Here is a 20,618-nt window from a genome sequence, read left to right as displayed (position 1 = left end):
GACCGCCCGGCACCCACACCTCCTCAAGGAGTTGTTGTTCCCATGCATTCGACGGAATCCGCACCGGCAGCTGCCCTGCGCCTCGTCGGGTTGACGAAAAACTTCGGCGCGAACCGCGTACTGAAGGGCGTTGACCTCGAGCTTGTTCCCGGCACCGTCACCGCGCTGCTCGGCGCGAATGGCGCCGGCAAGTCGACGCTCATCAAGATCCTCGCCGGTGTGCACCAGCAGACCGCGGGCGAGCTGCTGCTCGGCACCGAACCGGTTGACTTCGACACCCCCATGTCAGCTGCGCGCGCCGGCGTTCGCACCGTTCATCAGCGCATCGATGACGCGATCGTGCCCGGCCTGAGCGTCGCCGAAAACCTCCTCTTCGAGGAGATCGCACTCAAAGAGGTGCGCTCGATCGCATCTCTCCGCTCGCTCCTTCCGCGCGCGCGAGAGATCGCAGCCACCCTCGATCTTGAGTGGGACGACGCCTTCCTCCGCCAGGATGTGCACGAGCTTGGGATCGCGGATTGCCAGATGCTCCTGCTTGCGCGTGCACTGTCTACGACACCGCAGGTCCTCATCCTCGACGAGCCGACCTCGACCCTGTCCCAAAACGAGGCCGAACGTCTCTTCGCGCTCGTGACGAAGTTGCGCGACCGTGGCGTCGCAATTCTCTACGTGTCCCATCGTTTGAGCGAGATCAACGCGCTGGCCGACCGGCTTGCGGTCCTGCGCGATGGCCGCATCGTCAATGCGCAGCAGCTCCCCTTCGATCTGCAGGCCGCGGTCCGCTCAATGCTCGGCGAGGGCGTGCTCGCCGACGCTGCAGAGCTCGAAGAACTTCACGGTGGCGAGACCGTGCTGTCCGTTCGCGGGCACCGAGTCTTCCCCGAAAGCGCCCCCATCGACATCGACATCGCCGCAGGCGAGGTGACCGGCATCATCGGGCTCATCGGCGCGGGAAAGACTGAGCTAGCGGAAACAGTGTTCGGTGCACGCAAGCTCACGAGTGGCGAGATGTCGCTCGGCGATCGGCCCTTCGCCCCGAAGTCACCCAAGGCAGCGATCTCACACGGCGTGTACCTCGTGCCCGAAGACCGCGCGGCGCAGGGCATGCTGCCCGGCTGGTCGGTCATGCGCACCCTCTCGCTCCCCTTCCTCAGCGACTTCGTCCGCGGCGGAATCCTCGCCCCGGGCAAGGAACGCACCTCTGGCGCAGCGGCGATCGATCGCTTCTCCGTGGTCACCACGGGGCCCGAGCAGTCCGTCGATGCGCTCTCCGGCGGCAATCAGCAGAAGGTCATGGTTGCGCGCTGGATGCAGCGCGCGCCGCGGCTCCTCCTTCTCGATGAACCCTTCCGCGGCGTGGATATCGGCGCGAGGCGGGTCATCTCACAGCGCGCTCGCGAGCAGGCCGCAGACGGCTCAGCTGTCGTAATGATCTGCAGCGACGTCGACGAGGTCCGAGAGATGGCCGACCGCATTGTCGTGATGGTCGAGGGCCGCATCACGCTCGACGCACGCGCCGCAGACATCAGCAATGAACAGATCATCCAGAGCATGACGGAGGTGGCCTGAGATGGCCGACACATCAGCAATTCCCGCCCCGGTGCGGATCTCGGGCGCCGACCGCGCGCGCGACATCATCGTGAAGTACGGCTTCATCGCCGTGACCGTCATCGCGTTCGTGTTCTTTGCGATCACTGAACCCGCGTTCGCAACAACCAACTCGATGTTCTCGATGCTGAAGTTCGCGTCGGTGACGGCGATCCTCGGCCTCGGCGTCATGTTCAGCATGATTGTTGGCGGCCTCGATCTGTCGATCGGCTCGGTCGCCGGCCTCAGCGTGCAGCTCGCCGCCATGACAATGGTGTTCTACAACCTCACCGCGGGCATGGCCATCACGTTCGTGCTCGTCGCCGGTGTGCTCGTCGGGTTGTTGAACGCATTCCTTATCGTGGTCTGCAAGATTCCCGATCTGCTCGCCACGCTGGGCATGATGTTCGTGATCCAGGGCGCAAAGATGATCCCGGTATCCGGCCAGTCGGTGTCCTCTGGCATGACGCTCCCCAATGGCACTGCCGCCCCCGGCAAGTTCGATCCTGCGTTCCTGCTGATCGACCGTGGCACCGTCGGCCCGGTTCCCATCCCGGTGATCGTCATGCTCGTGCTCGTCACCGCGTGCTGGTTCATCCTCACGAAGACGTCCTGGGGTCGTATCCTCTACGCAATCGGCGCGAACCCGGAGGCCGCTCGCCTCTCAGGTATTCGCGTGGGCTTCCACCGCGGCGCCGCGTACGTCGTCTCCTCGGTGTTCGCTTCCGTCGCGGGCATCATCCTTGTTGCACGGATCGGTCAGGGCGACGTGAACGCGGGCGCCTCGAGCCTGCTTGAAGCCGTTGCTGTCGCGCTGGTGGGCACCTCCGTACTCGGCCTGAACAAGCCCAACGCGTGGGGCACCCTCCTCGGCGCGGTGCTCGTGGTCATCGTGCTCACCGGCATGACGATGATGGGCTTCGAGTACTACTACCAGGACACCGCCAAGGGCCTCGTCGTGATCATCGCGCTCCTCTTCTCCTTCACCCTGTCACGGAAGAAGGCCCGGTACACGCCGGCCACGTGACCGTGCGGCCGCCCGCCACAGCGCGGGCGGCCGCATTCCCGGTTCAGCTCTTCCCCACGAAAGGCACTCCTTATGTCTCACGAGTACACCTTCCTCGACGCCAACAACATCGCCGAGTACCTGCGGTCGCGTCCCGAGACTCACGATCGCATCGACGCGGATCGCATCGCTTCGATCCGCGAGATCGGCGACGGCAACCTCAACCTCGTCTTCCATATCCTCGATGAGGATGACCGCGGCATCATCCTGAAGCAGGCACTCCCCTACGTCCGTATGACGGGCGCAGGGTGGCCGATGACGCCGGAGCGGGCTGCGCGCGAGGCGGACTCCCTGCAGACGCACCACGCGCTCACGCCCGAGCTCGTGGTCGACGTGATCTTGTACGACCCTGAGCGGTTCATTCTCGCGCTCGAGGATCTCTCGGATCACGCCGTCTGGCGAGACGCACTCAACCGCTCGGAGCGGCACGAGGATGTGGCACGGCGCCTCGGCGAGTACGTGGCCGCGCTCGCGGTAGGCACCTCGATCCTGGGACAGGACCGGCAGCTCGTCGCCCAGCGGATCGCCGAGACGCAGAACCCGGAGCTGTGCACCATCACCGAGGACCTCGTCTTCACCGAGCCGGTATTCGACACGGGCCGCAACGAGGTACTCCCGGAGAACGCCGCGGACGCCGCCGCCCTTGCTGCAGATCCGGCATTCGCCGCGGCGATGGCCGAGGCGAAGTGGCGCTTCATGACCCAGGCTGAGGCGCTGATCCATGGCGACCTGCACACTGGTTCCGTGATGGTGCGCGGTGCAGAGGGCGCCGCCGCCGACTCAGTCAAGGTGTTCGACTCTGAATTCGCCTTCTACGGACCCATCGCGTTTGATCTGGGGGCGCTGTTCGCAAACTACAGCTTCGCTGCCGCGCGGGCAACCGCGCTCGGCGAACACGAGCGCGCTACGTGGGCCCTGGGTCTTGTCGAAGAGACCTGGAACGCGTTCGCGGCGGAATTCTCCGCCCGCGCCAAGACCTGGCACGAAGTACAGCTGTTCGACGCAGCATTTGCCGCGCGACGGCTCGATCGCATCCGCCGCGAGGCCATGCTCTTCGCCTCCGCAAAGATGGCGCGCCGCATCGTTGGGGCCGCCAAGGTGCGCGATATCGAGTCGCTTGAGCCGGCACTGCGCGCTCCCGCCGCGCGCTCGGTACTCGCGGCTGCACGTGCTGTCGCAGCTGGCTGGAACGACGCCGCCGAGATCACCGTATTCACCGACCTCGTGGGTGCCGAGATCCTCTCTCGGTAGTCGAATACGCAACAGGCCCGAACGAATTCGTTCGGGCCTGTTGCGTATCTCCGGTTCGTGCTGCGAATCAGCCGAGCTGGGTGATCCGGGCGACGATGTGCTCGTGGAGTTCGGTGACAGAACTCGTGGCGTCCAGCACGAGGAAGCGGTCGGGTTCGGCCGCCGCGAGCGCGAGAAACCCTTCGCGCACCGCCACGTGGAACGCCTCGGCCTCTGACTCGAGACGATCGCTCGCTCCGCCCCGCGCCTGCCGCCGTGCTGCGGCCGCCTCGGTCGGCAGGTCGAGCAGCACCGTGAGCTGTGGCCAGAGCCCGTCAACGGCCCACTCGCTGAGCTGGCGGACTTCGCCGCCGTCGAGCACGCGGCCAGCCCCCTGGTAGGCAAGCGAGGAGTCAATGTATCGATCCTGCACGACCACCGCACCGCGCTCGAGTGCGGGGCGCACCACTGTTGCGACGTGCTGGGCACGGTCTGCAGCGTAGAGGAGCGCCTCGGCGCGCGGATCGACGGCGCCGATCTCGTCGCCCCCGTGCAGCAGGAGCCTACGAATCTCCGCGCCCAGCGGCGTGCCGCCGGGCTCGCGCGTGCGCACGACCTCTCGGCCGCGCGCCACGAACCAGGCCTCCAGCAGTTCCGCCTGAGTGGTCTTTCCCGCCCCGTCACCCCCTTCGAGGGTGACGAACAGTCCGCTCGACTCGGTCACTCGCCCGCTGCCGCTGCGGCTTCGGCCGCCTTCTTCGCGGCATTCGCCTTGCGCGTCTCGGCAGCCTTCTTCGCTGCCGCGGATCGCGCCGGGTCTACCGTCTTCTCGCCACTCTTCGCGGCTGCCTTCTTTGCAGGAGCCTTCTTTGCCGCGGGCTTCTTGGCTGCGGCCTTCTTGGCGGGCGCCTTCTTCTTCGCGGGCCCCTTGGCACGCTTAATCGCAAGCAGCTCGATCGCGCGCTCGAACGTGATGTCCTCGACGCTGTCGCCGCGCGGGATCGTCGCGTTGGTCTCGCCATCGGTCACGTAGGGACCGAAGCGACCGTCGCGCACGCGCACGGGCTTGCCGCTCACGGGATCCGCGTCGAACTCCTTGAGTGCGCTCGACGCCTTGCGAGCACCGTACTTCGGCTGCGCAAAGAGTTCCTGTGCGCCGGCCAGGTCAATCGAGAAGATCGCGTCTTCGCTCGGCAGCGAACGGGTGTCCGTCCCCTTCTTCAGGTAGGCACCGTAGCGGCCGTTCTGAGCGGTGATCTCAGCACCCGACTCGGGGTCGGCCCCCACCACACGGGGCAGGTCAAGGAGCGCGGTAGCCGTCTCAAGGTCGACCGTGGCGGGGTCCATGCTCTTGAACAGCGATGCCGTGCGCGGCTTCTGTCCCTTCGGCAGCTCCTCACCCTCGTCAGGCAGCTCGGTCACGTACGGACCGAAGCGACCGTTCTTCGCGATGATGCGCTTCCCCGTGGTGGGGTGCAGACCCACCACTCGGTCCTCGGCGGGCTCTGCCTCAGCCAGCTCATGCGCCTTCTCAGGAGTGAGCTCGTCGGGAGCGAGTCCATCAGGAATGTTGACCGTGCGGGCCTTGAGCGCACCGTCCTCACCGACCTCACTCTTCTCGTCGAAGACCTCGAGGTAGGGCCCGTACTTGCCGTTACGCAGCGAAATCTCGTCGTCGATGCGGATCGTATTGATCGCGCGCGCGTCGATCTCGCCGAGGTTATCGACCACACCGCGCAGACCGGGGTGTGAGTCCGTGCCGAAGTAGAACTCGCCGAGCCACTTGCTGCGGTCGGTCTCGCCGGCAGCAATGCGGTCGAGGTCGTTTTCCATCTCGGCGGTGAAGTCGTAGTTCACGAGCGCGCTGAAGTGCTCCTCCAACAGTCGCACAACGGAGAAGGCGATCCAGCTCGGAACGAGCGCCTGGCCCTTCTTCGTGACGTAGCCGCGATCCATGATCGTGCTGATGATCGCCGCGTACGTCGACGGACGGCCGATGCCGAGCTCCTCGAGCCGCTTCGTGAGGCTCGCCTCGGTGTAGCGGGGCGGCGGGCTCGTCTCGTGGCCCTTTGCTTCGGGGTCAGTCACGGCAAGCTGCTGGCCGGAGCTCAGCTGCGGGAGCGAAACGTTCTGCTCGGTGTCGCCGCGCTTCTCGTCGCGACCCTCCTCGTAGGCCAGCAGGAAGCCGGGGAAGGTGATGACGGTACCGCTCGCGGTGAACTCAACGGTGGTGGGCGCCGAACGGTCGGCCTCCGTCACCTGAGCTTCGAGGGTCACGGTATCGGTGGAGCCCTTGGCGTCGGCCATCTGGCTCGCGACCGTGCGCTTCCAGATCAACTCGTAGAGCGCGTGCTCGCCCTGGGTGAGCTTTCCCTTGAGGTCGCTGGGCCGCTGGAACGCGTCGCCGGCGGGGCGGATGGCCTCGTGCGCTTCCTGCGCCCCCTTCGCCTTGCCCGTGTACACGCGGGGCTTCTCGGGGAGCGTCTGCGCGCCGTAGAGCTCGGCAGCCTGCGTGCGTGCGGCCTGGATCGCCTGCTTCGAAAGCGTCGGCGAGTCGGTACGCATATAAGTGATGTAGCCGTTCTCATACAACGACTGCGCGAACGACATGGTCTGGCGCGAGCTGTACCGCAGTTTGCGCGAGGCCTCCTGCTGCAGCGTCGACGTGGTGAACGGTGCTGCGGGACGTCGGGTGTGCGGCTTCGTCTCTACAGAGCGCACACTCGCGGGGGTGTCCGCAGTGATGAGCGCGGCGAGCGCCTCTGCGCGGGCCTGCGCCAGGGGTACTGCCCCGGCCTTGGTGGCCTTCTCCGTGAGTTTGCCGTCGTCGCCAAAGTCGCCGCCGGTAGCAAGACGCTGACCGTCGAGGCGTACGAGGCGTGCGGCGAACGCGGTGCTGTCCGGGGCCTCAGCTGCCGGGTGGAACGTCGCGGTGAGGTCCCAGTACTCGGCCGCGCGGAACGCCTGGCGCTCACGCTCGCGGTCGACCACCAGACGGGTGGCCGCGGACTGGACACGGCCAGCAGAGAGCTTCGGTGCGACCTTGCGCCACAGCACGGGGGAAATGTCGTACCCGTATAGGCGGTCGAGGATGCGACGGGTCTCCTGTGCATCGACCAGCGCAGTGTCGAGGTCGCGGGTGTTCTGCTTAGCCTGCTCGATCGCTTCCTGCGTGATCTCGTGGAAGACCATCCTGCGCACAGGAACCTTGGGCTTGAGGACTTCCAGGAGGTGCCAGGCAATTGCCTCTCCCTCCCGGTCCTCATCGGTTGCGAGCCAGACTTCGTCGGCTCCCTTCAGAGCTCGCTTGAGCTCGGAGACCGTCTTTTTCTTGTTGTCGTTCACGACGTAGTACGGCGCGAAATCGTTCTCAACGTCAACGGCGAACTTCCCGAACGGGCCCTTCTTGAGCTCGGCGGGGAGCTCGGACGGTTCGGCGAGGTCGCGGACATGCCCGACGGACGCGATGACCTCATAGTCGTCGCCCAGATAGCCACCAATCGTCTTCGCCTTGGTCGGCGACTCGACGATCACAAGTTTCTTCGTACCCGCCACGGGGTCTCCTTCATTGCTTCGAGTTCAGGACGGACGGAACCGCCACTTCCACTCAGGGTTCTGCTTCGAAACGATACACAGGATTACCCGTGAACCCGGCATCGATCGAAGCAGTGTGTCTCCTCTCTATTATGGGGCCACACTTTTTGCAGCGTTCTCGGCCTCCGTTTTGCCTCGATCATTGCGGCGCTCCCAGGAGCTCAAACGGATTGATGTCCGGGTAGGCGTTGCGCTGTGTGGATGCAATCGTGAAGTGGCTGTGCGGGCCCGAGGTGCAGCCGCTCATTCCCGCCCGGGCGACGGGCTGACCCGCTCGAACTGGCGTGCCCGCCGCGATGCCGAGTGCGGCGGCGGACCCGGGCGCGATGTGGTTATGGGAGCTGAATCGCGGTTGGCCACCATCATCGTGCCGGATGATGACCGCGTGGTTTGGCCCTCTCCACCACTCTGGCCGAGCCTGGCACGCCGCGGGCACAGGCCCTTCGTCTGCTCCGGCCCACACGACAATGCCACTGCGTGGGGCCAGGAGCGCACCGCCGGCGGGCACGTCGAGATCGATCGCGAATCCGTCATGCAGCCCCTGTGTGATGCCCCGCCCGACTGCTGGCCAAACCCAGCCGCCGGTTTCGCCAACGGTGTCCGGGCCTGGGGGCGCCGCACGGGCCCTGCCGGTGACCGCGCCGAGGCGAGCACTCAACTCAATCTCGACCCGCGCCTCCCCGTGTGCCGGATCGACCTCGCAGCGAGAGGCGCGTGCCCCCTGCGCGTCCGCGACCACGTCCGCCAGTTCGCACGGTGCCGCATCCACCCACCCGCTCGCCGCATCGGCTGCGGCGAGCGCTGCGGCATCGGCGATTGCAGAGGCGCGCTGCTGCGCCTCCAGGTGGCTCGCAGCCGCAAGTACCGGGAGTCCGAGGCAGAGCGCTGCAACCGCGCAGGCGAACGCGGCGGGGGCGCTCATCGCTCGTCCCCGAGCCTCGCAGCGCACGACTCCGCGCGCACACTCACCGCGCGGAGGAGCCCACCTGCCGGGGCTGAGCTCAGTGCGACGCAGTGCAGCACGCCGCGCTCTTCCCGCGCGACATCCACCCCGCGCGCGAGCAATTTCTCGATACCGCCCGCCGCGGCAGTGTCGCCCCGTGCCTCGGCACGGGCGAGTTCGCCGGCTTGCGCGACGAGAGTGATGCGGTGGGCGGAGATCACGGTGCCGCCGATGACGAGCCCGAGCACCGCAATCACCACAGGCAGCACGATCGCAAACTCGGCGGTGGCTGCTCCGCGGTCCTCGCGGAGCAGCCTGCCACACAAACTATTCGCTGGAGCCGAGCGCATTCTCGACGAGCTCCACCAGCATGCCGCGAATCTCCGCGGATTGCATGATCGCGACAAGCAACCCTGCGAACGCGACCGCCGCGAGAATGACGATCGCGTATTCCGCGGTCACGGCCCCGTGTTCCTCCCGCATGAAGCGGCGCAAGCGACCTGCGGCACGTTCGCCGGCTTGCGGGTGAGCACCCGTGTCTGTTGCAGACTGCACCACGGGTTTGGGGCCAGCGGGGCGTGCAGCGGTGTCCGGCGAACTGCCTCCGCGTTCGTTTTGGCTCGGCAGATACGCGAGGGGGCGCCGCGCTTCGCGATCTCCCTGCGCGGGGTGCGCCCTGAATGCGCTCGCACGCGCTGCAGCGTCCGAGCGCGCGTGCCGCTGACGCGGTGAGTCGACACGTGCTCCGGCACCTCGGCCGAGAGCTGGTCGCGCGGGCGCACCTGCGGCGCGGGCGGGGATGAGTTGGAATCGGGTATCCATGAGGGTCCTTTCTCACGCACGGCCCGGCGCGTGCCGGTGTCTCAATCCTCCGCGCCGCGGTCCCCGAGGGGCAGCCTGTGCGGAGTTCTGTGGACGAAAGCCGGACGCTTCTCAGCCGCTCTCGAACTGTGGGCGGGGGTCCGCCGGCCTTCTGTTCAGAGTCCCCGCAGCATGGCCAGGATGACCGGGGCGACTCCCACAGCGATGAACGCTGGGAGCACGCAGATGCCGAGCGGCAGCAGGATCTGCACGCCGAACCGCTCAGCCTCTCGCTCGAGCTCTGCGGCAGCACGCACCCGCGCCGCCCGTGCCTCGGCAAGCAGGAGCGGGCGCAGCGCAGCACCGGTTCCGACCGCTGTCTCAACGACGGTGTCGAGCAGCTCGCCCCGGCAGAGCCGCCACAGCGGAACCCACTCCGCTCCCGCACCGTCGACGGCATCGGCGGTGCGGAGCCGAGCCAACGCCGGCGCCGCACCGCCGCCGAGCGCCACCCACATGAGCTCGCACTCGAGCCCTGTCACGGTGTCGCTGCGTTCAACACGACGCTGGAGCGCCCGGGTCCACGCGACGCCAACGCCGAGCAGTGCCGCGCCTCCGAGGAGCAGGAAGAGGCCCGGCCCGGTCATCAGGATCGGGATCGGATTGAACCCCAGGACCGCGCCGAGCCCAAAGGCCAGCGCAGGGAGCACGAGCACGAGGCGCACCGTCGCGCGCGGGCCGGCGTGGAGTACCGCTCGCCGCTCTGCCAGCCGTTCGAGCTCGCGGCAGGCCGCTGAGATTCGTTCGAGCACGGGGGCGAGCGGCGCACCGCTCTGTTCGCCCAGCAGCCAAGCCGCTGCCAGCACTCGCCACGGGGCCTGCGGTTGAGCTGCAAGCGCCGCAGCGACATCGCGACCGCCATCAATCTCACGCGCCACCGCCGCCGCGGCACGCGAGACTCGGGAGGAACTCGCACCCGCCTGCTCCGCAGGCTCTCGAGCGTCGCGGGCTGTGACACTCGCCCGGTGCGGGGCTTCAGTTGCGAGCGTGTGCCAGATTTCCCCAGCGGCGACGCCCCCGCGCAGGAGTGCTGCTGCGCGAGAGCTGAGCGCGGCGATTTCACCCGCACCCGCACCCGCACCCGGATCACGCCGCACGGCGCCCCCGCTCACGCCGCCCCTCAAGCTCAACAATTTCCAGGGTGCCGCCTCTGCCGAGTGACAAGCCGGCCAACGCGGCGACCCGCGGCACACCCCGATCCCGAACGAGATGGACCACCAGGTCGATCGCGGCGACGGCCTGCCGTGCCAACGCGTCGGCGGACAGGCCAGCGAGCGCGCCGAGGGCCTCCAGCCGCGCGGGTACCTCGTGGATCTTGCTCGCGTGCAACGTGCCCGCGCCCCCGTCATGGCCGGTGTTCAGCGCCGCAAGCAGTGTGGCGAGTTCAGCCCCGCGGCACTCACCGAGCACGATCCGGTCCGGGCGCATCCGCAGCGCCTCACGGAGTAGCTCATCGAGGCTGATGCGGCCCACGCCCTCCGCGCTGTCTGGGCGCGACTCCAGTGCCACGACGTGGGGGTGGCGCAGGCGCAGTTCGGCCAGATCCTCAATCGTGATGATGCGCTCTCGCGGATGCGCTAGGTCGAGGAGAGCCGCGAGAACGGTGGTCTTCCCGCTCCCCGTTGCCCCGGTGAGGAGTATGTTCTGCCGTTCGCGCACTGCACGACGCAGCACCGCGTCCGTCGCGACGCCGCAGAGGCCCGCACCGACAAGCTCCGGGTAGCTCAGCGGGCCGATGGTGGGCACACGGATCGATACCGCCGCGCCGGCCACGGCAACGGGTGGAATCACTGCGTGCACGCGGATTCCGTCGCCCATGCGCACATCCGCGGACGGGCGCAGCTCATCGAGGTGCCGGCCGCCCGCAGCGATGAGGGCGGTCGCGAGTTGGTGCACGGCCGCGGGGCGGGCTTGCCAGCCTGGTACAGCGCGTGGCCCCGAGCCCTCATCGAGCCAGAGCCTCGCGACTCCGCCAGCAACCTGCACCAGGAGATCGCGAAGCGCTGGGCGGTCGAGGAGCGGCAGCAGCCCGCCCAGCGCGCGACGCGCCGACAGCGGAAGTCGCTCGGTCCGCGGACCACGCGGCGCGTCTGGCGCGAGCAGCGGCGTCGCCACCGCGTTTGGCGGACGCTCGGGCGAGGGCGAAGCACGCGGCGCACTCGGGCCGAAAATCCAAGCGGGAGCGGGGGAACGAGTCATCTCAGAAGTCAAGCCTCAGCCGGCACGAGTGCCCGGAACGCGATCCAAATGTGGACAAATCCGCTGATCCGGCTCCCTCCTTCCGGATGTGGGCGGGTCTCGATCCGGGGTATAACCTGAGGGAGCATTCAGCGTCCCCTGCGTGCGTGCACCGCACGGGACGGCTTCACTTTCGACACGGATAAGGGCGTCCATGACTGATCAGCACGGCACTATCGAGAGCCACCCCCTGCAGAATGCCGATGGCACCGAAACGTTCCCGCCGAGCCCCGAGTTCGCGGCCCAGGCCAACCTCTCCGACTCCTCGGTCTACTGGCGCGCAGCGCAGGACCCTGAGGCGTACTGGGCCGAACAGGCCGAACAACTCCGCTGGACCAAGCCGTTCACGGAGATCCTCGACTGGACCAACCCGCCCTTCGCGAAGTGGTTTGCGGACGGCGAGCTGAACGTCGCGGAGAACTGCCTCGACCGCCACGTTGCGGCGGGCCTCGGCGACCGGATCGCGATTCACTTCGAGGGCGAGCCCGGCGACACCCGGAGCCTCAGCTACGCCGAACTCACCCACGAGGTCAAGCGCGCAGCGAACATGCTCACGAGCCTCGGCGTTGAGGCGGGCGATCGCGTTGCGATTTACATGCCCATGATCCCCGAGACCATCATCGCGATGCTCGCGGTCGTGCGTCTCGGCGCGGCGCACTCCGTGGTGTTCGGCGGCTTCAGCGCCGACAGCCTGCGTGCCCGCATCGACGACGCCGAGGCCGAGCTCGTCATTACCGCTGACGGCGGATATCGCAAGGGCCGTGTCTCCGCGCTCAAGCCCACCGTCGACGATGCACTCGCGCTCCACGGCGGCGGCAGCACCGCAAAGAAGGTGCTCGTGGTGCAGCGCACGAAGAACGACGTGGTGATGGAGCCCGGCCGCGACCTGTGGTGGCACGAGGAGATCACCGCGTTCGACGGCGAGCACACCGCGGAGGGCTTCCCCGCGGAGAACCCGCTGTTCATCCTGTACACGTCGGGCACAACGGGGAAGCCCAAGGGCATCCTCCACACCTCGGGCGGCTACCTCACGCAGGCAAGCACCACGCACCGCAACGTGTTCGATCTGAAGCCGGAAACCGACGTGTACTGGTGCACGGCCGACATCGGCTGGATCACCGGGCACAGCTACGTGGTCTACGGCCCCCTCGCGAACGGCGCGACGCAGGTCATCTACGAGGGCACCCCCGAGACGCCCGACTGGGGTCGCTGGTGGTCGATCATCCAGAAGTACGGCGTGACGATCTTCTACACGGCACCGACCGCGATCCGCGCCTGCATGAAGGTGGGCCGCCAGGTTCCCGAGCAGTATGACCTTTCGAGCATTCGCCTGCTCGGCTCGGTCGGCGAACCGATCAACCCCGAGGCATGGCGTTGGTACCACGAGGTCATTGGCGCAGGGAAAGCTCCCATCGTCGATACCTGGTGGCAGACGGAGACGGGCGCGCTGATGATCTCACCGCTGCCCGGCATCACGAGCCTGAAGCCCGGCAGCGCGCAGACACCGCTCCCCGGAATCTCGGCCGCCGTACTCAACGAGGCGGGCGAGCCCGTCAAGAACGGACAGGGTGGGCTGCTCGTCATCCGCCGCCCCTGGCCGTCAATGGTGCGCGGCATCTGGGGCGATCCCCAGCGGTTCGTCGACACGTACTGGTCGAAGTTCGACAACCAGTACTTTGCCGGCGACGGCGCCCGGCTCGACGAGGACGGCGACATCTGGCTGCTCGGCCGAGTCGACGATGTGATGAACGTCTCGGGGCACCGCCTCTCCACCGCGGAGATCGAGTCTGCACTCGTCGAGCATCACGCCGTCGCCGAGTCGGCGGTCGTGGGCGCGGACGATGAGACCACCGGCCAGGCCGTCGTGGCGTTCGTCATCCTCAAGTCGCAGCAGACCCTGCTCGCCGCGGAGGACGCAGAGGTCGAACTCAAGAAGCATGTCGCCGCGCAGATCGGCGCGATCGCGCGGCCCCGCCAGGTGTTCATCGTGAACGAGCTGCCGAAGACGCGCTCGGGCAAGATCATGCGCCGCCTGCTCAAAGACGCCGCCGAGGGCCGTGAGGTGGGCGACACCACAACGCTCGCCGACACGGCAGTGATGCAGACCATCTCCGCCCGCGTCCGCGAGGAGCGCGCCGCGAAGTAGTACTCAAGCGTGGGAAAACAGAAATCTCGGAGCCATTCCTAGGATTGGCTCCGAGATTTCTGTTTTCTCCGTGCGCGGGAGAGTGCGAGCAGGCTAGTCCTCGATCTTGAAGACGAACTCGATCTCAACGGGGGCGTCGAGCGGCAGTACGGCAACGCCGACGGCTGAGCGAACGTGGATGCCCAGGTCACCGAAGACGCGGCCTAGGAACACGGAGGCGCCGTTGGCGACGCTCGGCTGGCCCGTAAACGCGGGATCCGACGCGACGAATGCCGTCACCTTGACGACCTGCGAGATGCGATCAAGCGAGCCCACGACACCGCGCACCGCTGCGAGTGCGTTCAGCGCGCAGAGCTGCGCGAGCTCCTCCGCACGCTCGGGCGATACGAGGCCCTCGCCCACTCCGACCTTGCCGGTCTCGGGCAGCTTGCCATCAACGAAGGGCAGCTGACCGGCGGTGTACACGTAGTTGCCGTCGCGCAGCGCGGGCACGTACGCGGCGACCGCGGCGGCCACCTCGGGGATCTCGAAGCCGAGCTCGCTCAGGCGGTCTTCAATTACTGACGACATGGATTAGGCCTTCTTCCTCTTCAGATACGCGACGTTCCCGCCGGCCGGTCCCTCAATGATCTGGACGAGTTCCCAGCCCTGCCCACCCCAGTTGTTGAGGATCTGGGCCTCGTTGTGCAGGAGCAGGGGCGTCACGAAGTACTCCCACTGCGTCGTTTCGGTCACTTCACTCACGTTCGGATCTCCCTCAGAAAGCGGCCGGATCGGGTCCGGATCGGTCGTGCGCGCGCAGCTCAAGATCACCACGGCGTTCGCGGATTTTCAGCTACGTCGCATACGCTTACATCTTATGACCCGACAGACACCCCAGTCCTCGCGCGTGCGCTCAATGAAGCCGCGCAGTGCGGGCGGAGCCCTCGGAGGCATTCTCGGCGCAGTCGCGATGAGCGCGATCGCGGGAGTGCTCGTCACCGCAGCAGTTACGCCCGTCGTCGCCTTGAGTGGCACCGCGGCGAACTCCGCGATCGAGATTTTCGATCGTCTCCCCGCACACTTGGATCCGGGCCGCCTCGCGGAGCCGTCCACGATCCTGGCAAAGGATGCGGCCGGCAATGACCACAAGCTCGCTGAGTTCTACGATCAGGATCGCGAGACGGTCGCGTGGGATCAGGTCTCACAGTTCGTGAAGGATGCCGCGGTCGCCGAGGAGGATCCGCGTTTCTACACGCACGGCGGCGTCGACGTGCTCGCCACGGGCCGCGCCGTGCTGCAGAACGCAGCGGGCCAGAACCTCTCGGGCGCATCGACCATCACGATGCAGTATGTCCGCAACGTGCTCATTCAGGACGCGCTCGCGATCCCTGATGAAGAAGAGCAGGATGCCGCCTACGAAGAGGCGATGAAGCAGGACATGGATCGCAAGCTCAAGGAGATGAAGCTTGCAATCAGCATCGAGAAGAAGTTCCCGAAGGACGAGATTCTGCTTGGGTACCTCAACATTGCGCTGTTCGGTCGCACCATCTACGGCATCGAGTCGGCAGCGCACTACTACTACGGCACCTCGGCAAAGGATGTCACCCTCGCACAGGCTGCAAGCCTCGTCGCGATCGTGAACAACCCCGGCCACCTGCAGATCGACGTGCCTGAGAACATCCCCGCAAACAAGGAGCGGCGCGACAAGATTCTCGGCAGCATGCTGAAGCACGGCAAGATCACGCAGGAACAGTACGACGAGGCTGTGGCCACAGAGGTCGAGCCGAAGATCACGCCGCGCGTTGCCGGCTGTGTCGTCGCTGAGCAGAACTACGGCCTCGGTCACTTCTGCGACTACGTGCAGCGGTACATCAAGCAGGATCCGAACTTTGGTGATTCGCCCGAAGAGCGCGAGTTCAACTTCAGCCGCGGCGGGTACCAGATCTACACGACGATCGATCTCGACATGCAGCGCGCCGGCGTCGACGCAACGCACGCGACCGTGCCCGCGCAGATGGAGGGCATCAACGTCGGTTCGGCGTCGAGCAGCGTTGAGGTGAACACGGGCCGCGTGCTCTCGATGGTGCAGAACCGTCCGTTCAGCAACGACCCGAACGTGCTGGATAACAACAAGGACTACACGGCGATCAACTACAACACCGACTATGAGTACGGTGGCTCGAGCGGGTTCCAGGTCGGCTCGACCTTCAAGCCCGTGACGCTCGCGCAGTGGATCCAGACCGGGCACTCGGTGCGCGACATCGTGAACGTGAACGCGCGCACAGTGGACGAGTCGTCGATCCAGGCCTCGTGCATGCCCGACGGCGTGTATGGCTTCGGCTCGTTCACCTTCCAGAACGACAACAACTTCACGCGCGGCAACCAGCCCGTGCTCACCGCGATTGCGCAGTCGGTGAACGGCGGCCTCGTGTCGATGCAGCAGAAGATGGACCTCTGCGGCACCTTCGAGACCGCGAAGAAGCTCGGCATGCACCGCGCAGCGCCGCAGACCAACAAGGATCTGCCGACCTACGGCACCACCGAGCTCAGCATGGTGCCGTCAAATGTCTACGGCGGTATCGACGAGATGGCGCCCATCACGATGGCCGCGGCCTACGGCGCGTTCGCCGGCAACGGCACCGTCTGCACGCCCGTACCGATCGACTCGATCGTCGGGCCCGACGGCGAGCAGGTGCCGTTCACGAAGAGCAAGTGCACCGAGGCGCTGTCCCCGGAGGTCGCCGCCGGTGTCGCGTACGCGCTGCAGTACACGGTGGAGAACGGGCTCGCGAAGCACGCCCGTTCTGAGTACGGGGTTCCGCACCTCGCGAAGACCGGTACGACTGACGACATCGTCGACAACTGGACGGTGGGCGGTAGCAGCAAGGTCACCACAGCGACCTGGGTAGGTAACGCCGGTCCGATTCAGCTCGCCGACGGCACTTGGACGCGCGTGTCCACGCAGCCGTTTGGCGACCTGATGCTCGCGGACCAGTACATCTTCCCGCAGATCATGAACGCGGCGGACGCCCGCTACGGCGGCGATCCCTTCCCCGAGCCCTCGGCCACTGCGATCCAGCAGACGATGGTGCAGGTGCCCGATGTGAAGGGCAAGTCCTTCGACGAGGCCGTCGGCATGCTGACCCAGCTCGGCTTCAACGTGGTCGACGGCGGCGAGGTCGATTCCTCGGTGGGCAAGGGCCTCGCGGCATCCTCAAGCCCCGCGGCAGGCGAGCAGGTGGGCCTCGGCTCCGGCGTGACCGTCTATCGCAGCAACGGTGAGGCAGCGAAGGTGCCGGGCGACCTCGGCGGCAAGAGCGGCGACGACGCGAAGTCTGCGCTCTCGAGCGCCGGCTTCGGCAACGTCGACTTCACCTGTGAGGACGGCGGCAAGCCCGACCCGAAGAAGGACAAGGTCGTCTCGGTGAGCCCGGACGGTGGCTCGGATGCCAAGACGAGCGGCAAGGTCACGCTGACCCTGTCCTGCAAGGCAAAGAACTAGCCCGGATGGCACGCACCGTCCGTCCTGCTGCGGTCGCTCTCGGAGCGGCCGCAGCAGGGGTGACCCTGTGGGCGACCGTGATCGAGCGTCAGCTCTTCACCGTGCGGCGGCACACGCTGCCGATCCTGCCGGAGGGCGCGGCCCCGATCCGGATCCTGCAGCTCTCCGATCTGCACCTCGCGCCGTGGCAGAGCCGCAAGATCGACTGGGTGCGCTCGCTCGCCGAGCTGCGCCCCGACCTCGTCGTGCTGACCGGTGATCTCATGGGGCATCTGGAGGCGCGGCACGCGCTGATCCACGCGCTGCGCCCGCTTGCTGAGCAGGCGCCCACCGTCTTTGTGCACGGCTCGAACGACTACTACGGGCCGCGCTTCAAGAACCCGGTGAAGTACCTGCTCGAGCCGAGCCGTTTGAGCACCCGGGTGCCCGATATCGACAACGTGGCGCTCACCGCCGGGCTCGAGGGCCTGGGTGCAATCAATCTCAACAACACCGCGGCGCGGCTCGAGGTGCAGGGCACCACGCTCGATCTGCTGGGCCTCAACGATCCGCACATTCGCTACGACGATGTCGCGGCGATGCGCGCGGAGCTCGAGGCGCTTCCCGCGGCGCAGGCGCAGCCTGTGCGTCTCGGTGTGGTGCACGCACCCTACCAGGAGGCCCTGGGCGAGCTTCTGCGCGACGAAACCGCACTTATCCTGGCCGGGCACACCCACGGCGGGCAAGTGCGTGTGCCGGGCGTTGGGGCGATGACGTCCAACTGCGATCTGCCGACCACGCAGGCTCGCGGCCTGAGCGTGTGGCACGATGCGCACCGCGCTGCCTTCCTCAACGTCAGCGCGGGCCTGGGCAACTCGATCTACGCCCCCGTGCGCTTCGCCTGCCGCCCGGAGGCATCGCTCCTCACCCTTGAGGCCGCAGTGTAGGCTCGCGACAGCGCGGTACGCGAGAAGGGGTGGGACTCACTGAGTCCCACCCCTTCTCGCGTCTGTGCCGCTTCTGTACCGTTAGGCTGCGAGCATCTTCGCCGCGACGAGTTCGGCGATCTGCACAGCGTTCAGGGCTGCGCCCTTGCGGAGGTTGTCGTTCGAGATGAAGAGCGCGAGACCGCGCCCCTCCGGTGCCGACTGGTCCTTGCGGATCCGTCCCACAAAGGAGGGGTCCTGGCCAGCTGCCTCAAGCGGGGTCGGCACATCGCTCAGAGCGACGCCCGGAGCTGCGGCGAGCACCTCACGCGCGCGATCCGCGCTGATGGGGTTCGCGAACTCGGCGTTGATGGACAGCGAGTGTCCGGTGAACACCGGCACGCGCACGCAGGTACCGGCGACGCGGAGCTCGGGCAGGCCGAGGATCTTGCGGCTCTCGTTGCGGAGCTTCTTCTCCTCGTCGGTCTCGCCCTCGCCGTCCTCGACGATCGAGCCGGCAAGCGGCAGCACGTCGAAGGCGATCGTCTTCGTGTACACCTCGGGGGCGGGGAAGGTGACAGCCGAGCCATCGTGCACGAGATCTTCAAGCTTGCCGGACTCGACCGCAGCTGCGGCCTGCCCTGCGAGCTCCTTCGCGCCGACAAGGCCCGAGCCGGAGACCGCCTGGAAGGTGGTCACTACGAGACGCTCCAGGCCGGCCTCGGCGTGCAACGCTTGCATCACCGGCATTGCGGCCATGGTGGTGCAGTTGGGGTTCGCGATGATGCCCTTCGGCGCATTGTCGATCTCCTGCGGGTTGACCTCGCTCACGATGAGCGGAACCTCGGGGTCGAGGCGCCATGCGCTCGAGTTATCGATCACGAGCGCACCGGCCGCCGCAAACTCGGGGGCGTAGCGCTTCGACGCCGTACCACCCGCGGAAAAGAGCGCGACATCGATCCCACTCTTGTCGGCAGTGTCGACGTCTTCAACGGTGATCTGCTCGCCACGGAACTCGAGCACGGTGCCCGCGGAGCGAGCGCTCGAGAAGAAGCGCACGGAAGCGATGGGGAAGTTGCGCTCTACGAGCAGGCGGCGCATCACTGCGCCCACCTGGCCGGTCGCGCCGACAACTGCGAGGCTGAGCCCCTGCTGATCAGACATGTCTGGTCCTGTTCTGGTGGAAGTGGTGGGGTCTAGCGGCCGGTGCCGGCGTAGACCGTCGCGTCGGTGTCGGAGTCGAGCCCGAACGCGGTGTGGAGGACACGCACGGCCTGATCCATCAGGTCTGCGCGCGTCACAACGGAGATTCGGATCTCGGAGGTGGAGATCATCTCGATGTTGATGCCGGCTTCGAACAGCGTGCGGAAGAGCTGCGCGGATACGCCGGTGCTCGTACGCATGCCAGCGCCAACGACAGCGACCTTTGCAATCTGATCGTCGTACTGCAGGTTCTCGAATTCGAGCGACTCGCGCTCGGCTTCGAGGGCCTCAATGACGCGACGGCCGTCGCCCACCGGAACGGTGAAGGAGATATCCGTGCGGTTCGTGTCCGCAGCGGAGACGTTCTGCACGATCATGTCGATGTTCGCGTTCGTCTTCGCGACGATCTCGAAAATCTGCGCGGCCTTCCCTGGGACGTCTGGAACGCCACCGACCGTGACCTTCGCCTCGTCCTTCTCGGCTGCGATACCAGTGATGACCGGCTCTTCCACCTGTTCTCCCTTCGGATGCCCCTTTGCGGGGTCGTAGACGATGGTGCCCGGCTCGTTGCTGAACGACGAGCGGACGTGCAGTGCGACGCCGTGGCGGCGCGCGTACTCAACAGCGCGGAGGTGGAGCACCTTGGCGCCGGACGCGGCGAGCTCGAGCATCTCCTCCGCGGTAATTGCATCAATCTTGCGGGCCTTCGACACCACACGCGGGTCAGTCGTGAACACGCCGTCAACGTCGGTGTAGATCTCGCACATGTCGGCACCGAGGGCGGCTGCGAGTGCAACGGCGGTCGTGTCCGAGCCGCCGCGGCCGAGCGTCGTGATGTCGCGCGAGGTGCGGCTGAAGCCCTGGAAGCCCGCAACGATGGCGACGGCGCCCTGGTCGAGCGCTTCGCGCACGCGGCCGGGGGTGACATCGACGATCTTCGCGGAGCCGTGCTCCGAGGTGGTGATCATGCCGGCCTGGCTGCCGGTGAACGACAGCGCCTCGAGGCCCATGCCCTTAATGGTCATCGCGAGGAGCGCCATCGAGATGCGCTCGCCTGCGGTGAGCAGCATATCCAGCTCACGGGGTGCGGGGATCGGGGTGCACTCTGCGGCGAGATCGAGCAGTTCGTCAGTGGTGTCGCCCATAGCGCTGACTGCGACGACTACGTCGTTGCCAGCACGGCGGGTATCGACGATCCGCTTCGCGACGCGCTTAATGCTCTCCGCATCGGCAACCGACGAGCCCCCGAACTTCTGCACGATCAATGCCACGCGGGTTCCTCCTCAAATGCGAACGCGAGAGGCCAGTCTATCGCGAAGCGTATGTCTGACCGGTCAGCCCGCCATTCTCCGCGGAGTTCT

General features: G+C 66.8%; 17 protein-coding genes. 6 read left to right on the top strand and 11 right to left on the bottom strand.

Annotated features, from left to right (window positions below; translation table 11 throughout):
- Positions 1–42 precede the first annotated feature (42 nt).
- The 3 genes from D3226_RS02190 (at position 43) to mtnK (ending at position 3,904) form a co-directional block, all read left to right on the top strand.
- Positions 43–1,569: a sugar ABC transporter ATP-binding protein gene (locus D3226_RS02190; RefSeq protein WP_202380777.1), complete on the top strand. Its 1,527-nt coding sequence runs from the start codon at positions 43–45 to the stop codon at positions 1,567–1,569.
- 1 nt (position 1,570) lies between these two features.
- Positions 1,571–2,614, top strand: a complete 1,044-nt coding sequence (locus D3226_RS02185) for an ABC transporter permease (RefSeq protein WP_202380776.1) — start codon at positions 1,571–1,573, stop codon at positions 2,612–2,614.
- A gap of 72 nt (positions 2,615–2,686) precedes the next feature.
- Positions 2,687–3,904 carry an S-methyl-5-thioribose kinase gene (gene mtnK, locus D3226_RS02180; protein ID WP_202380775.1) on the top strand — a complete coding sequence of 406 codons (1,218 nt, stop codon included), beginning with the start codon at positions 2,687–2,689 and terminating at the stop codon, positions 3,902–3,904.
- A 67-nt stretch (positions 3,905–3,971) separates the two neighbouring features.
- On the opposite strand, the gene tmk is transcribed toward mtnK, so the two are convergent.
- From tmk to D3226_RS02145, 7 genes are all read right to left on the bottom strand, one after another.
- Positions 3,972–4,607, bottom strand: a complete 636-nt coding sequence (tmk, locus tag D3226_RS02175; RefSeq protein ID WP_202380774.1) for a dTMP kinase — start codon at positions 4,605–4,607, stop codon at positions 3,972–3,974.
- Entirely contained in the window at positions 4,604–7,438 is a 2,835-nt protein-coding gene (gene topA / locus D3226_RS02170; protein WP_202380773.1) for a type I DNA topoisomerase, read from the bottom strand. The genes tmk and topA overlap by 4 nt, the downstream gene beginning before the upstream one ends.
- A gap of 178 nt (positions 7,439–7,616) precedes the next feature.
- Complete coding sequence (locus D3226_RS02165) at positions 7,617–8,399, bottom strand: M23 family metallopeptidase (RefSeq protein WP_202380772.1); 783 nt, start codon at positions 8,397–8,399, stop codon at positions 7,617–7,619.
- The gene (locus tag D3226_RS02160) at positions 8,396–8,770 is read right to left on the bottom strand and encodes a TadE/TadG family type IV pilus assembly protein (protein WP_202380771.1); all 375 of its coding nucleotides are present in this window, start codon (positions 8,768–8,770) and stop codon (positions 8,396–8,398) included. Before D3226_RS02160 ends, D3226_RS02165 begins: the two co-directional genes overlap by 4 nt.
- Positions 8,748–8,882 (bottom strand): DUF4244 domain-containing protein, encoded by a 135-nt coding sequence (locus tag D3226_RS02155; protein ID WP_337248871.1) that lies wholly within the window; start codon positions 8,880–8,882, stop codon positions 8,748–8,750. Before D3226_RS02155 ends, D3226_RS02160 begins: the two co-directional genes overlap by 23 nt.
- A gap of 515 nt (positions 8,883–9,397) precedes the next feature.
- Positions 9,398–10,393, bottom strand: a complete 996-nt coding sequence (locus tag D3226_RS02150) for a type II secretion system F family protein (RefSeq protein ID WP_202380769.1) — start codon at positions 10,391–10,393, stop codon at positions 9,398–9,400.
- On the bottom strand, positions 10,368–11,480 hold the full coding sequence (locus tag D3226_RS02145) for a TadA family conjugal transfer-associated ATPase (protein WP_202380768.1): 1,113 nt from the start codon (positions 11,478–11,480) through the stop codon (positions 10,368–10,370). The genes D3226_RS02150 and D3226_RS02145 overlap by 26 nt, the downstream gene beginning before the upstream one ends.
- A gap of 193 nt (positions 11,481–11,673) precedes the next feature.
- Here D3226_RS02145 and acs point away from each other — a divergent pair, with 193 nt between their 5' ends.
- Complete coding sequence (gene acs, locus D3226_RS02140; RefSeq protein ID WP_202380767.1) at positions 11,674–13,665, top strand: acetate--CoA ligase; 1,992 nt, start codon at positions 11,674–11,676, stop codon at positions 13,663–13,665.
- Positions 13,666–13,758: 93 nt separating this feature from the next.
- Here acs and D3226_RS02135 read toward each other — a convergent pair whose 3' ends face one another.
- Together D3226_RS02135 and D3226_RS02130 are read right to left on the bottom strand one after the other, a co-directional pair.
- Complete coding sequence (locus D3226_RS02135; RefSeq protein ID WP_202380766.1) at positions 13,759–14,235, bottom strand: RidA family protein; 477 nt, start codon at positions 14,233–14,235, stop codon at positions 13,759–13,761.
- A gap of 3 nt (positions 14,236–14,238) precedes the next feature.
- Positions 14,239–14,409: a Sp36 family protein gene (locus D3226_RS02130; protein WP_202380765.1), complete on the bottom strand. Its 171-nt coding sequence runs from the start codon at positions 14,407–14,409 to the stop codon at positions 14,239–14,241.
- A gap of 115 nt (positions 14,410–14,524) precedes the next feature.
- On the opposite strand from D3226_RS02130, the gene D3226_RS02125 reads away from it, so the two are divergent.
- Both D3226_RS02125 and D3226_RS02120 read left to right on the top strand, forming a co-directional pair.
- Positions 14,525–17,149, top strand: a complete 2,625-nt coding sequence (locus D3226_RS02125; RefSeq protein ID WP_237462188.1) for a transglycosylase domain-containing protein — start codon at positions 14,525–14,527, stop codon at positions 17,147–17,149.
- A gap of 5 nt (positions 17,150–17,154) precedes the next feature.
- Complete coding sequence (locus tag D3226_RS02120; protein ID WP_202380764.1) at positions 17,155–18,075, top strand: metallophosphoesterase; 921 nt, start codon at positions 17,155–17,157, stop codon at positions 18,073–18,075.
- Between the two features lie 81 nt (positions 18,076–18,156).
- On the opposite strand, the gene D3226_RS02115 is transcribed toward D3226_RS02120, so the two are convergent.
- Both D3226_RS02115 and D3226_RS02110 read right to left on the bottom strand, forming a co-directional pair.
- Positions 18,157–19,218: an aspartate-semialdehyde dehydrogenase gene (locus D3226_RS02115; RefSeq protein ID WP_202380763.1), complete on the bottom strand. Its 1,062-nt coding sequence runs from the start codon at positions 19,216–19,218 to the stop codon at positions 18,157–18,159.
- A gap of 32 nt (positions 19,219–19,250) precedes the next feature.
- Positions 19,251–20,528, bottom strand: coding sequence for an aspartate kinase (locus D3226_RS02110; protein ID WP_202380762.1), 1,278 nt, complete (start codon positions 20,526–20,528; stop codon positions 19,251–19,253).
- Between the last annotated feature and the right edge of the window lie 90 nt (positions 20,529–20,618).

The organism is Leucobacter chromiireducens subsp. chromiireducens (assembly GCF_016758255.1).
Classification (GTDB): Bacteria; Actinomycetota; Actinomycetes; order Actinomycetales; family Microbacteriaceae; genus Leucobacter; species Leucobacter chromiireducens.
The sequence above is the reverse complement of the archived record's forward strand: the minus strand, read 5'-3'. Positions and strand labels throughout refer to the sequence as shown.